General features: G+C 68.0%; 12 protein-coding genes and 2 pseudogenes. 6 read left to right on the top strand and 8 right to left on the bottom strand.

Translation table 11 applies throughout. The features are described 5' to 3' along the window. Positions 1-430: 430 nt before the first annotated feature. Both ACIREI_RS19260 and ACIREI_RS19255 read right to left on the bottom strand, forming a co-directional pair. On the bottom strand, positions 431-1249 hold the full coding sequence (locus ACIREI_RS19260) for a hypothetical protein (protein ID WP_403334142.1): 819 nt from the start codon (positions 1247-1249) through the stop codon (positions 431-433). Further along, a complete protein-coding gene (locus ACIREI_RS19255) occupies positions 1236-1808 on the bottom strand; it encodes an RNA polymerase sigma factor (RefSeq protein ID WP_403334140.1) in 573 nt (190 codons plus the stop codon). The genes ACIREI_RS19260 and ACIREI_RS19255 overlap by 14 nt, the downstream gene beginning before the upstream one ends. A 724-nt stretch (positions 1809-2532) precedes the next feature. Between ACIREI_RS19255 and mycP the strand changes: the two genes are divergently transcribed. Beyond that, the gene (gene mycP / locus ACIREI_RS19250) at positions 2533-3861 is read left to right on the top strand and encodes a type VII secretion-associated serine protease mycosin (protein WP_403334138.1); all 1329 of its coding nucleotides are present in this window, start codon (positions 2533-2535) and stop codon (positions 3859-3861) included. Between the two features lie 172 nt (positions 3862-4033). Here mycP and ACIREI_RS19245 read toward each other — a convergent pair whose 3' ends face one another. Further along, positions 4034-4363 carry a PH domain-containing protein gene (locus ACIREI_RS19245; RefSeq protein WP_403334136.1) on the bottom strand — a complete coding sequence of 110 codons (330 nt, stop codon included), beginning with the start codon at positions 4361-4363 and terminating at the stop codon, positions 4034-4036. Positions 4364-4919: 556 nt separating this feature from the next. On the opposite strand from ACIREI_RS19245, the gene ACIREI_RS19240 reads away from it, so the two are divergent. Together ACIREI_RS19240 and ACIREI_RS19235 are read left to right on the top strand one after the other, a co-directional pair. After that, a complete protein-coding gene (locus ACIREI_RS19240; RefSeq protein WP_403334135.1) occupies positions 4920-6971 on the top strand; it encodes a hypothetical protein in 2052 nt (683 codons plus the stop codon). Beyond that, positions 6896-7249, top strand: a complete 354-nt coding sequence (locus ACIREI_RS19235) for a FlgD immunoglobulin-like domain containing protein (protein WP_403334359.1) — start codon at positions 6896-6898, stop codon at positions 7247-7249. Before ACIREI_RS19240 ends, ACIREI_RS19235 begins: the two co-directional genes overlap by 76 nt. Here ACIREI_RS19235 and ACIREI_RS19230 read toward each other — a convergent pair. The 3 genes and pseudogenes from ACIREI_RS19230 to ACIREI_RS19220 form a co-directional block, all read right to left on the bottom strand. Further along, positions 7161-7463, bottom strand: a pseudogene (locus tag ACIREI_RS19230) (TerD family protein); the annotation flags it as partial. The gene ACIREI_RS19235 and the pseudogene ACIREI_RS19230 sit on opposite strands and share 89 nt — an antisense overlap. 186 nt (positions 7464-7649) lie before the next feature. Then, on the bottom strand, positions 7650-8009 hold the full coding sequence (locus ACIREI_RS19225) for a DUF6256 family protein (protein WP_403334133.1): 360 nt from the start codon (positions 8007-8009) through the stop codon (positions 7650-7652). A 16-nt stretch (positions 8010-8025) separates the two neighbouring features. Further along, entirely contained in the window at positions 8026-8262 is a 237-nt protein-coding gene (locus tag ACIREI_RS19220) for a DUF6186 family protein (protein WP_319072992.1), read from the bottom strand. 676 nt (positions 8263-8938) lie between these two features. Between ACIREI_RS19220 and ACIREI_RS19215 the strand changes: the two genes are divergently transcribed. Next, complete coding sequence (locus ACIREI_RS19215; RefSeq protein ID WP_403334131.1) at positions 8939-9403, top strand: hypothetical protein; 465 nt, start codon at positions 8939-8941, stop codon at positions 9401-9403. Positions 9404-9478: 75 nt separating this feature from the next. Then, positions 9479-10966: pseudogene (locus ACIREI_RS19210) on the top strand (potassium/proton antiporter); the annotation flags it as partial. Between the two features lie 249 nt (positions 10967-11215). Here ACIREI_RS19210 and ACIREI_RS19205 read toward each other — a convergent pair. Together ACIREI_RS19205 and ACIREI_RS19200 are read right to left on the bottom strand one after the other, a co-directional pair. Next, complete coding sequence (locus ACIREI_RS19205) at positions 11216-11344, bottom strand: hypothetical protein (RefSeq protein WP_403334357.1); 129 nt, start codon at positions 11342-11344, stop codon at positions 11216-11218. Positions 11345-11483: 139 nt separating this feature from the next. Next, entirely contained in the window at positions 11484-12551 is a 1068-nt protein-coding gene (locus ACIREI_RS19200; protein ID WP_403334129.1) for a TerC family protein, read from the bottom strand. A gap of 249 nt (positions 12552-12800) precedes the next feature. Between ACIREI_RS19200 and ACIREI_RS19195 the strand changes: the two genes are divergently transcribed. Next, positions 12801-13031 carry a hypothetical protein gene (locus ACIREI_RS19195; protein WP_403334127.1) on the top strand — a complete coding sequence of 77 codons (231 nt, stop codon included), beginning with the start codon at positions 12801-12803 and terminating at the stop codon, positions 13029-13031. Positions 13032-13228 lie beyond the last annotated feature (197 nt).

Genomic DNA, 13228 nt, shown 5'->3' with positions numbered 1-13228 from the left:
TCGGCCTGCCAGGGGAGGTGACGCTGCCATACAACTGGCTCAGCCCGCGCCCCAAATGATCGCGGTGAACGGGTTTCGGTAGTCGCTGCCACTGCCGTCGGAGCCGACTCCGTCGCTCTCCTCATCGTCGCGGTAGTCCAGCCAGTCCTGGTCCTCGGCCGTGGCACGCTCATACGAGGGGAAGCCCAGCGCCCGCTCGACAGCTGGCAGCGTCTCGCGCGCCTCGGCTGCGGTCAGCAGGAAGTTGCTGCCCCAACCGGGTGGGAGGCCCGGTCGGGGCCTATGGCGTCACGGAAGACGGCTTGTCGCCGAAGATCGTCTCCCGCTGGACGATGCCTGCCGAGTAATGATGCCCAGCTGCGCCCTGTGGCGGACCCGTGGAAGAGGGCGCTGTATCGACTCTGTCGTCCTGGGACTCGGCGTGCGCCGCTTACTGCATGAGGAGCTCCAGTTGTGTGAGCAATGCCAGGGCGGTCAGTTCGTCGTCGAGGTTGTTATCTCCTTCTGGCGCTTCCGCTCTGCGTCGTGCCAGTGCGAGTTCAAGTAGGGCGATGAGAGCGGCCTTGGCGGTAATGCGCCGGTCCCAGAACAGGATCGGGACATCGTCCGGGAGGCGCAGCGCTTCCCGGATCTCCGCGAGGTCGTAAGGGCAGGCTTCGGGGGTGCCGCGCAGTACCAGTACGTACGGCAAGCCGCACTGGTCAAAGTAGTTGAGCGCATCGTGGCTATCCGGCAAGTGCCGTGCTTCAGCAAGTACCAGCGCCCCGATCCCGCCTTTCACAAGCTGGTTCCACACACGCGGGTTGAAAGAGTCGGGTGTGGTCAGGTGATACAGGTGGAGATCGTCCGCCACCGCCAGGCGTCCGAAGAAGACGCGGCGATGTTCGTCGGGGACAGGTGGCGATGCTTCTGCCGGCAGTGCGATGTCCGTCATGCCGCTGACATCGCTGACCTGGCGAATGAACTCAACTGTGCCTGCCCGTTCACCGCCCGCGACGAGGAATTTGCCGTGCACCAATCCGTCGTCGCCTGGGGCGCCAGATTCATTGTCGATCGGGTCGGGTTCATTCGGGTCGTCGTCTGAAGCCATCCATGCCATCAGATGGTCGAGCCCGTCCTGGTCGAACTCCGGCGCGCAAGGCTCGGCGATCCGGTCGAGCTGTTGCAGGAGGTCTTCCACGGTGGCCGGGCTGCGGGGCTCGGCGTCAAGAGGGCCGAACGGGCTGTAAGTCCTGTCAGCGTTGCTCACTGGGCACCTCCTCTTGAAGTGACTCCCACCAGTCGGACGGGAAGACGATCTCGGTCCCGAATTTCTCCAGGAGCACCCTGCGTGCCCCGTGCAAGTGGACTCGGACCGTGCCAGCGCTCATGCCCAGATGCTCGGCGATCTCCCGGGAGGTCCACTCTCCTTGCCACCGCAGGAGGGCGACGCGCCGTCGCGCCGGTGGCATCGCGTCGATCGCGGCCCAGCACCGCTTCAACAGTGCGTTGGAAACGGCGACTCGCGGTGTGTCCATGGCCGCCGGCGCGTCGGGGACCTCCGGCAGTGGCGCATGCCGTCTCGATGAACTCCAGTGGTCGAATACCTTGTTCTTGACGACTTTGAATAACCAGGCTCTCTGAGCCTGCTCGTTCAGGGACCTGAGCTGGCCCCACCTCATCGCCGCGGCCTGGAAGGCCTCCTGGGTGATGTCGGAGGCCGTTTCGGAACAGCCGAGTAGCCGGGTCGCGAACCCCTTCAGCTCGCTGCTGAGTTCCATGTACAGCCGGGCGATCTCTGGTCTGTGTTCCGGCGGGATGCGGCTCACCCAGACTCCTCATTCGGGCAGTCAGCCGTGGCGTCGCTGCCCACCCTGATCCACATCGCTGGCCCGCCCGCGCCGCTGCCTTGAACGACCTTCGTACCCGCTGGCGCCCGCGTCGTGACATCCACGAGCGTCTTACGGCGGGCGCGCTCCGCCAGGAGTCGCAGCACTCCACCCAGCAGCAGCACAGCACACACGATGGGCCAGGCAGGGCCGTCCAGCCCCAACTCCGTCCACATACTCAGCCATCCCCTCCACCTCAGTCTCGCAAGGACGTACACACCTACATCTGGTGAGCCAGCCAAAACGTTTACTTCGTGGGGCTCTCAGTCGCTCTCCGACCAGGGGCGGGAACTGCGGTGGGCAGCCACGATCGCCGAGCTCACCCGGCCGTGCGCGGCGGTTGCTCGCGCTCTGCTGCTGGCGCGCGCGGTGAAAGGGAGGTGGTCGTGACGGCCTTGGGGAATGAGCGTTGCTTCGCTAGGCTGCCGTGCGATACCCGGCTGAAGGCGGATGCCGGGCAGCTGAAGGCCATCGAGCGGCCCAGCCGCTCCACCTCTTCGTTCGCACGGCGGCCACGCCGCGGCTCCCGAGCTGGCGCCGCACCAGCTGAAGCCCCGCCTCATTCCGTCACCCAGCGAACCGCATTTCACCTGATCCTCTAGCGTGGATCCAGTCTGCTGTGGTGGCTGGCACGGCCGGCCTTGGGATAGAGGAGCGCAAGGACTTGAGCGGCAAGCGATTCTGGTCCACGACGGGAGTCGTGGCTTTGACAGGGGCCTTGCTCCTCACGTCGGCCCCGACTGCGTCGGCTGACTATGTCAGGGACCAGCAATGGGTGTTGGAGGCCTTCGCGGCAGAAGACGTGTGGGCTGTTTCCCAGGGAGAGGGCGTCACCGTTGCGGTGGTCGACTCGGGGGTTGACGCCAGACACCCTGACCTCGCTGGCCAAGTCCTGGAGGGCAAAGACTTCACTGGCGGAAATAACGCGCAGGAAGACAAGATGGGACACGGGACGGCCATGGCCAGCATCATCGCTGCGCATGGCCATGGTGCGGGAAACGCCTCCGGCATGATGGGCCTCGCACCAAAGGCGAAGATCCTGCCACTGAGGGTCCTCCAGACGGAGAAGGACCCCATGCATGACGAGACATGGGCCGCAGCGGTGCGCTACGCCGTGGATCAGGGCGCGAAGGTCATCAACATGTCCTTCGGCAACGATGGCGGCAAGACCCTGAGCGACGGCCGCGCAGCGATCGCGTATGCGCAAGCCCACGATGTCGTACTCGTTGCGGGCTCAGGCAATGACGGCTCCATAGCCGTCGACGAGCCGGCAGCGCTGCCTGGCGTGCTCTCCGTGGGCGCTCACGACAAGAAGGGCAATCTGTGGGAGGGCTCAAACACCGGTGAAGGGCTGGACCTTGTGGCACCCGGGGTTGAAATACTCGCCGCGGATATGGACCGGCCGCAGCACTACGCCTTGTCCAACGGCACATCGGATTCCACGGCCTACGTATCCGCCGCTGCCGCGCTGGTCCGATCCAAGTACCCCGACCTCACCGCCGGCCAAGTGATCAACCGGCTGATCAAGTCCGCCACCTTCGCGCACCACAAGGGGCTGAAAGCCCCCGACGAGGAATACGGCTACGGCATCGTCCGCCCCTACTCAGCACTCACAATGGACCTCCCCGCTGGCCCCAAGAAGAACCCCCTCGGCCAGCTGACCGTTGCCAGCCCACCCTCCAGCGAGTCATCCAAGGAAACGGACGCCGCGACGCAGACCTCGTCCGGCAGCCTCATCGTCATCGTGGGCGGTATCACGGCCGTTGCGATCGTCGGCGTCATCTCGTGGCTGGTCATCCGCAGTCGCCGCAGCGCTGGAAGCGGTCCCGAGATCGGCGGTGGAACGCCCGCTCACGGTGTCGGCTATCCGCCCCAGCCGCCGTCGAGCTATCAGTACTACCCGAGCACCGCACCTCAGCAGGGTCACGCGCCTCCCCAGGCCCAGCAGCACCCCAACCCCTACACCCAACGACCCCCGTATCAGGGCGAATAGGCAAGGCGCGCCCCGCACCGGCCCGGCGCTGGCCGCTGGCTGGCGTCGCTCCGTGACATTCCCGGCATCAGCGCCACCCTCGCCCTGCCGTGCCCCGTCGACCATGGGCGACACCTCCTAATGGGGCGACGTCCCTTGCCCCTATCTCCCCCTGGGAATCGCCGCAGGTCTGTCAGCGCTGGAGTGGTGTCCAGTCCGGTCCGCGCAGTTGCTCCCACAGCTCGCGCAGGGCCTGCACCTCATTCTTTACCGAGGCTACGGATCGGGAGTCGATGTTCGGCAAGGCCAGCCGACGCCCGGAGTTGAGGCGCACCACGACGAACTCGCCGCTGAACATGTTCCTGCTGATCTCGAAGTCCTGAATATCGCTCCAGGCTACGCGCCTCGTCTCCAACGGGAAGCGCGCCTCGATGTAATCGTGGTGCGTGGTCGTCTCAAACCCGCAAGCCCTGGTGATCCATGACCTGCCGCGATAGGTGCGAAAAGGCGACTCGTTCGTCATGCCCGACGACCGTAGGCCAACGGGCCGGGACCGGTCCCCAGAGGTCCGGCAAGCCGCCCGGGACCTGCTGGCCGTGGTGGTCGTGACGTCGGCCAGCGCTGTTCAGCCTTTACAGCAGCTCGGCGAACTCGGCAAGAAGCCCGGGAGGGGTCGATCACGCGCCCTGACTCAGGCCCTGGCCAGGCGCACGGTCACATGATCGGCTTCCCGTGCACGTCACGTGACCAAACGGCTGTAGCACGAGGCCCCAGAAGGTGGCCCAGTACATCGCAAGCGGCGTGTGAACTGCGCGGATACCCGAAAGAGTCGGTGAAAAAAGTGTGGGAGCGATCGTGGGTGCGGCGGGACCGTCGGGCGATCAGGACGCCATGTCGTCCCCGTACAACGTTCCGCCGGGATCGAGCGTCAGATGGATCGGCACAGCGGCTGAACGCCGTCCACGGTGTTCAGCGATCACACATCGTGTTCAAGGGATCAACGGATCAGGGGCGGGCGCATGACGCGGGAAGGACGTCGGCGAGGATGGCGAAGGACCACGTCAGGGGCGACCTCGGTCGTGACGGTCCTGGCGGTTGGGGCTGGGCTGGTGCCGTCGGCGGAGGCGGGGTCCGCGGTCGCGGACAGCGCGGGGATGCCGTCGGTCACCCTCAAGGGGGAGCTGGGGCCGCTGACGAAGCCGGCGGCCCCGATTAGCGCCGACGATTCCGGCTTTCTGTCCTTCGGCACCGAGAGTGGCAATCCTGCGCGATTCACGTGGGAGCGGCGGGACGGTACGTACGTGAACGGCCTGCCCCAGCCCCTCCATCTCGACGACATGCGAGGCGGCGCTGCGCCACCGGCTGGACCTGCTCCTAGTCGTGTGTGGGGCGTCAATGGTGGCTTCGGCCTGGAGCGGGTCGGCACCACCCGCTCCTACCGGATCCGGGACTACGACACCGGCAAGGCCGTAGAGTTCGATCTGCCGGCCGGCGACACGGCCACGACGGTGTTCGCCGAGAACCGCCTGATGACGCTGCGGAAAACAGTCGGCAAGTGGACGCTGCACCTGCTGGAGATGCCTGCGGCCGGTGGCCGCCCGGTCGACCGGCTGGTGTCCGGCGTCCCGGACACCTTGCCGGGAACCGTCACCGACGCGCTGGTGGACTCCCGGGGAGCCGCCATCCATTTCGGGGAGGGCCCCCACGGCATCCAGGCGCTGCTGGACTTCGCGACCGGCCGCCTGACCGTGGTGCCCGACGATGGCGCCTCCGCAACGCAACTGGTGTCGCTCAGCGCCACCACGGTTTTGTACGAGACCTTCGCCGATCAGCCCCGCTACCTCGTCGACCGTGACCATCCGGACGCGCCCCGAACCCCCCTCAAGGATTCTCCGGCCAACTTGACGTTGCTGGGCGACTGGATGGTCTACCCCGGTGGCGACGGCGAACTCCTGGCCCAGCCTGCCGCCGGCGGCACGGCCCGCACCCTGCTGCCGAAATCCGACACCCGGCCCATCACAGGTGCAGACGGCGCCGTCTACGTCGTGGGCGGCTCGGACCCGGACGACTGGGCGGTTCGGCGCATTACGCTCGGCGCCGACGGGACCCCGGCCGTCGCCGCACACGTACCGCTGCCCCGGCAGACGGTGTACGACGTCGGCGGTGTCGCGGTCGACCAGGGACAACTGCGGGTCGGCACGCTGCACGTACCGTTCGGCGTCTCTCGCGCGACCACATATCTTTCCGGCTCCTCCCTGTCGCTTACCGCGGAAGGCACGCTGAACGCCACGCCCCTGCGGAACGTCGGCGACCTCGGGTGGCGTCCGGCGGACGGCCCCAGGGGGGACCTGCAGTGCACCGGGGAGTGCCTGCGGCTGGTCCCCACCGGGGAAGGCGACGTCGTCCGGTTTCCCGAGGGCCACTGGGTACCCACGCTGTCGGCATCCGGCAGGTACAGCATTCAGCGCCGTGACTCACGGTTTCAGTACGTCCTCGACGGAACCAAGGAGCTGAGCCACACCGACCAGTGGCACGCCGCTTCTTTGTGGCGCGACCAGCTGTGGAGCGCGGGCAGCAAGAGCGGCACCGTCACCGCGGTGTCCCTGCCGTCGATGAAGGCAGTCGGCTCCGCGGTGTCCGTGGGCGCCCCTTGCATACCCGAGGAGATCCAGGTGGTGGATCGCTGGATCTACTGGTCCTGCGGTCCCACCGGGAAAGCCGGTGTCTACGACCGCACCACGAAACACGTGATCACGGTGCCGTCAGGCTACGCGGAACTGGCAGACGGTTACCTCGTCAGCCAGAACGAGGCGGCGGCCAAGCTGGAGATCACCTACTTCCCCGGCGCGGTTCCGTCCGATCGCGTGGGCACCAGCGAACTGGGCCCGCTGAAGGACCAGGTGGGCGCCCCCGCCGACCGGCGTGGGCGTTTCTGGGCCGTGGACCGGTTCGGCGGACCCGTCGCCTACCTCACCGACGCGGGGGATGTGACGGTCAAATGGCCGCAGGTGACCACCTTTCCCCTGCCGTCTTCTCCACCGACAGCCCCGCCGGCGTGGATCTGCCTGCGGACGGTAGTCAGTACACGGGGGTGCGGCAACTGCCGAAGCCGACGGCGAGCTGGAAGCTGACGATTGCCGCCGGCAGCGGGAGGACCGTCCGTACCCTCACCGGTGGTCCGGCCACCGGCAAGATCTCCGCGACGTGGGACGGCACCGGCACAGACGGCAAGAAAGGCCCCACAGGGACGTACCGCTGGACGCCGACCGCGCAGTCCGCCAACCACGCGGCCCAGTCCGCCAGCTCGCTCGTCCGCACCGCGCCCGGCGGCGGTTCTCGGCGTCGTGGATGGAGACCGGGAACACGATCTTGTCGACCTCGGCGGGCACGGCGGCGAGGTCCACCTTGATGGACTCGTCGTCGCCCTCGCCTTCACCGGTGAGGTTGTCGCCGGTGTGCTCGACCGAGCCGTCCGGGCTGATGAGGTTGTTGTAGAAGACGAAGTGCCGGTCGGACAGGACCTTGCCGGAGGCGTCGAGCAGCAGGGCAGAGGCGTCGAGGTCGTAGTCGGTGCCCGTGGTGGTGCGCACGTCCCAGCCCAGCCCGACCAGGACCGCGGTCATGCGAGGCCGAACGCGAACTGCGCGACCGCATCACGGCCGCGCGAGGAGCCCTCAACGACCTTGAAGCGAGCCTGCAATGCTTCTGCGTGCGTCAACCCGGCGAAGCGGAGGGGACTGTGCCATCGCCCGGGCACACCTGAGGTGACCGGACTTGACGAAGAGGGGCAGACATGGAGATCTCGGGCCTCATCTGCGCCGACGTGAGGCAGCCCAAGAGGCCAGGAAGAACAGCGGCAGGGTGATCCCGATCAGCAGTGCGGCGCCGGTGACCGCGCTCAAGAGGAAGCCGCCTCCCAACTGCGCGATGCCCTGGTACCAGCTGACCACGACAGCCATCAGCACCAGATATCCGCCGATCGCGGTGCCCACGACGCGACGGACCAGTGCGGACCAGCGCTGCCCGGCCGTGGCAGGAGCCGACCGTTGCGCAGGTCTCCAGGACTCGGCCGGACGGCGTCGGAGAATGAGCAGGCCGAGGCCGAGATAGCCCATGACCAGGAGGTAGCCGGTCAGCATGACCGCAACGTTGAGGTGTACGGGAAGCACGGCAGGCTTCTGACGGTCAGGTCGGGTCCTGAAGCAGGAAGTGCCAGCCACGCACGAAGGTGTGCCAGCCGAACCACAGCCACAAGGCGAACAGGGACCAGCGGCCCGCGGGGTAGCGCATGACGGCGTTGGTTGCGTCGCTGAGGGTGGGGAAGCCGTCGTCGGGCCGCAGCAGGCCGATGCCTTCCCAGGCGAAGATGGCGCCGAACAGCGCGGCCCAGACGAGGTAGCCGATCACCGGATGCTCTGCCACGGGCTCTCCTGCTGTGATGGGGTTATCGGTGCCTGTCAGGTCGATGATCGGTCACATCGGGCTCGGTGCTCCGGACCCGGCCCGCGCGTCAATCTGCCGAGGGGATCCCTGTCCACGACACGGCCCGACGGCCAAGGCCACCTGGCGGCCGACTGGCCGAGTACTGTCCCCGTCGTCGTGGCGCCCGACAGCGTCAACGAGTCCACGATGTTCGGCCGTCGCCGACAACGCATGTCAGCCGACCGACGGCTGTCGCCGGGATGCCGCAGCTGCGACCACTGCCCGCGCGTGGGCCACAGCTCGCGCTGCGCCTGCCCGGCGCCCCGGGGCGGGAGGGGATCCCGATGGGGCAAGCGCGTCGGCAGGGCGCCGGGCCGGAGTGCCTCGCCTCAGTGCGGGCGCACAACAACTCGCCTCAGTGCGGGCGCACAACAAGCTGTCGTCGTCCGCCGGCAGCCGACTTCTGCGAGGTAATCCGCAGTACCGAATGCGTGGCCATCGACCGGCGCCGTTGGTTGCGTAGATACCCACCTGCTGATTTCCGGTAAAAGCACACGTAACGTGCGGCTCGCGTGCCGGGGCGCGTGCTCAGGGGCTGCAGGTGCGTTGATCTTCGAGTCGGGCTCCGGCTGGCGGCGTCGTACCGGCGTTGGTCCGGGGATCGAGGCGGACGCGCATGCGTGTACGCGACCTGGCCGAACTGTATCCGGCGGTGTCCGCGGACGACGACGTGGCGGCGGCGCGGGTGTTCGTTGAGCGCCGTTTGCCCGCGCTGCTGGTTCTCGATGCCGATCAGCGGCTGCACGCGGTCGTGACCGGCTCACAACTGCTGAACGTCATGGTGGCGGACTGCGCCCTGAAGGATCCGGCGCTGGCCGGCGCGCTGCGCGAGACCGATACCGAGCCGCTTAAAGATCATCTCGGCGGGCGCGCGGTCGAGCCATGGCTGCCCCGGCACGGCGCGATGCCTGCCATGGTCGGGCCCGATACCGACGCGGTGCAGATTGCCGCGCTCATAACGCGGACCCGCACACCCACTCGTGGCGGTCGTGCCGAACGAGCGTGGGCGGACGCGCACGGTCGTCGCGATCAGCGCTGGCCGGCTGATGGAGTACTGCCTCACGTGGGCATGGGCCTATGACCCGTCCCGGGAGGGGCACGGAAGTCCGCTGGTGGGTGAGTGCCACTGCCGGGGGACGAAGAGGATGGCGGTGCGGTGACTCTGGAGCACCTGTATATGTCGCTGCTGGTCGGTGGCGCGATGCTGGCCAGCGTTGCCGCCGCCCGCACTGCCGGGCGTCTCGGGCTGCCCAGCTTGTTGTTCTTCCTGGCCGTCGGCGTCCTGGCCGGGGAAGACGTGATCGGCCTGGAGTTCGACGATGCGCAGCTGGCCCAGTCCCTGGGCACTGCGGCACTGGCCGTCATCCTGGTGGAGGGCGGTCTGAGCACCGAGTGGGCGGACGTCAGGTCACCGCTGTTGCCCGCCGGGGTGCTGGCCACGGTCGGTGTGGCCGTTTCGGTGCTGGTCACCGCTGCTGGAGCCCATGTTCTCCTCGGCATGGGCTGGCACCTGGCGCTGCTGCTGGGGGCGATTGTCTCTCCCACGGACGCCGCCGCGGTCTTCGCGGTCCTGCGCGCCCTGCCGCTGCCGCAGAAGGTCGCCGGGCTGCTGGAGGCGGAGTCCGGGTTCAACGATGCGCCCGCCGTCATCTTGGTGCTGGCCTTCTCTACGGCGACCGCGGAACTGCCCGGCGCAGCGCTGATCGTTGGTGACGTGCTCATGCAGCTGGCGGTTGGTGGAGTGATGGGGCTGGTGATCGGCCGGATCGGCGTGGCCGGGCTGCGGCATATCGCCCTGCCGGCGACGGGGTGGCATCCGCTGGCCACGGTCGGTTTCGGCATCGTCGCGTTCGCCGCCGCCGGGGCGGCCGGGGCGAGCGGCTTCCTCGCCGCCTACGTGGCCGGGCTGGTGCTCGGCAACGCCAAACTGCCGCACCGCGCCGCCCCCGCTCCTTCGCCGAGGGCACCGGCTCGCTCGTCCAGATCGGCCTGTTCGTCATGCTCGGCCTGCTGGTCACCCCCAGCGAACTGCCCGCGGCCGTCCTGCCCGCCATCGTGGTGGGGCTGGTCCTGCTGCTGGCTGCCCGCTCCGTCTGCGTCCTGGCCTGTCTGCTGCCGTTCCGTATCCCCTGGCGCGAGCAGGCGTTCATCTCCTGGGCCGGGCTGCGCGGCGCGGTCCCGATCGTGCTGCCACCTACCCCATCGTCGAAGGCGTCACCGACGCCCGGGACCTGCTGAACATCGTGTTCGTTCTGGTCGTACTGTTCACCCTGCTCCAAGGTCCCAGCCTGCCCTTGGCTGCTCGCCGGCTCGGCCTGACCCGCCCCGACGCCCTGCGCGAGGTCCGGGTCGAGACCGCCCCCCTGGACGTACTCGATGCCGACCTGCTCACCGTCACCATCCCGCCGGGCTCCCGGCTGAAGGGTGTGGCCGTCTTCGAACTGCGGTTGCCGCCCCCGGCGTGGTCACCTTGATCATCCGCGATGGCAGCACGATCGTTCCGCAGCCCGGCACCGTGCTGCGCACCGGCGACGAGCTGCTGCTCATCACCACACCGCGTGCGCGGGAGCCGGCCGAACGGAGGCTGCGCGCGATCGGCCGCCGCGGCAGACTCGCCCGGTGGTTCGGCGAACACGGTCACCCCCGGACCTCCCGGTCCCGGTGCTGCCTGACACGGCGGCGAGAGCGATGCGCGTACTGCGCCGCGCCCAGGATGAGCTCGTCGTGGTTCTACCGCGCAACAGGACCAGGAGTTGGGCGTCCCCTGGTGGACCGGCCCGGCGATGACGCTGTCCCGGTTCCGGCTGCTCGATGCCGCGGGTCGACTGCCCGTGGCTGCACGGACGGCGGTGCCCGCTCGCCCTGCTGTGGAACAGTCGTGTGCGGCCTGTCGTCAGTGGTCCTGGGGGCTGTTGAGCTCCGGCTTTTCCAGGTATTCGGGGCAGTCGGGGTTGTGGCAGGGGCTCGGGCCCCAGACGGGCACGAAGATTCCGAGCGTCTTGTGCCGTTTCTTGATGGTCATCTCCAGGGGCTGCTTGCAGACCGGGCACACAGGAGTCCCCGGGGGACTGGTTTCATGCTCGGCTTTGCTCATTCTTTAACAATAAGGCTGTGTGGTCGGCGAAGGGGCGGGCCGCCTGCCGCTCGTTGTGCGGCGCTGGTCAGGGCGCCGGTCGGGGCGGATCATCCGGCTGCTGGTCCTGCTCAGCTTGTGCGCCGGCGGACCCGGGGTTCTCGGTAGCGGTGTCAGACAGTGCGGGCGGCTTCTCCTCCTGAGCGGCGGGGGGCAGGTGGAGCGGGGCGGGTCGCCGCAGGCTGAGTACGACGGATGCGGCCAGCACGACGACGATGACGGCGAGGCTGATCGGTGAGGGGATTTCCGGGATGCTGGTGCTGATCGTCTTGTGGGATGCCTGGAGGATGAGCTTGACGCCGATGAAGGCGAGGATGATCGCGAGGCCCTTGTTCAGGTAGTGGAAGCGGTCCAGCAGGCCCGCGAGCATGAAGTACAGGGCGCGCAGGCCCAGGATGGCGAACGCGTTGCTGGTGTAGACGATGAAGGCGTCGTCGCTGACGGCCAGGACGGCGGGAACGCTGTCGACGGCGAAGATCAGGTCTGCTGCCTCGATCGCGGCGACCACCGCGAGGAGCGGGGTGGCCACGCGTTTGCCGGCCTCCTTGACGAAGAACTTCATGCCCGCGTATTCGTCCCGGACCGGAATGATCTTACGGAGCATCCGCAGGGCGAAGCTCTTGCCGGGGTCGAAGCTCTCCTCCTCGTCCTTGAGGAGCTTGTAGGTGCTGTAGAAGAGGACAGCGGCGAAGGCGAACAGCACGGCGGTGAAGCGGCTGACGACGGCGACCCCGAGGGAGAGGAAGATCCCGCGGAACACGAGGGCGCCCATCACGCCGAAGAACAACACTCGGTGCTGGTAGGCGCGGGGCACCTTGAAGTAGGCGAAGATCACGGCGAAGACGAAGAGGTTATCCACCGACAGGCTCTTCTCCAGCAGCCACGCGGTGGTGTACTCGGTGCCGGCCGTTGCACCGAGGACGAGGAAGACCACGGCGGCGAAGACCAGCGCGAGGCCCACCCACAGGGCGCTCCAGGCGGCGGCCTCCTTGAAGCCGATGACATGCGCGGTGCGGTGGGCCAGGAGGTCTACCGCCAGCGACACCACTACAGTCGCGGCGAACGCCCCCCACAGCCACAACGGGACCTCAAGCACAACAGGTCACCTTCTCCGCAGCCCACGCCGATACGGGCCCTATATGGGAGTCTGCGGCATTTCATCGCACTGGGCGACATCAGGGGCAGGAAGGCGCCGGCGGAGCGGCCGGGTCCCACTGGCCTCGCCCCTCTGCACCGGCGCCGGCGAGTGAGCGGGGGCATGCTTCGGATAGAGGCTGCGAATGCCCCAGGGAGACTTGCGATGGCGCGGACTCACCATTTCCACATTGACGCCAGGGGACACTCGGTGACCGTGAACATCGACGGTGGCCACCGTGGTGCGGTCGAGCTGCTGGTCGACGGCAAGGAAACCGGCCGCGCCGAGATCCATGGGAGCCGGCCCCTGATTCTCACCGGCGAACTCCCCACCGATCCTCCACTGCCCGTGACCGTACGCATCACGCCCGGGCCCGGCGGGCCCCGCTGTACCACCGTGATCGCCGGGGAGGAGACGGTGATGCCCCCACGGGCATTCTGAGTCTGGACGTCGCCCGGCGCCGGGTCTGGGAGGTCGAGGCGTGTCGGCGGGACGGTGGCACACCAGGTTCCGGCCCTTGCCAGCCCGGCGCTGCCTACGCAAAGGTCCTTTCGTTCGTGCGCCCCGGGCGGCGTATCGCGGGACACCGTATGCCCCGTGGCCCCCGGCCAGGGCTCGGGGGGAGGCTGGAGATGACA

Origin of the sequence: Streptomyces sp. NPDC093591 (assembly GCF_044764885.1) — a bacterium.
Taxonomy (GTDB): Bacteria; Actinomycetota; Actinomycetes; order Streptomycetales; family Streptomycetaceae; genus Streptomyces.
The sequence above is the reverse complement of the archived record's forward strand: the minus strand, read 5'-3'. Positions and strand labels throughout refer to the sequence as shown.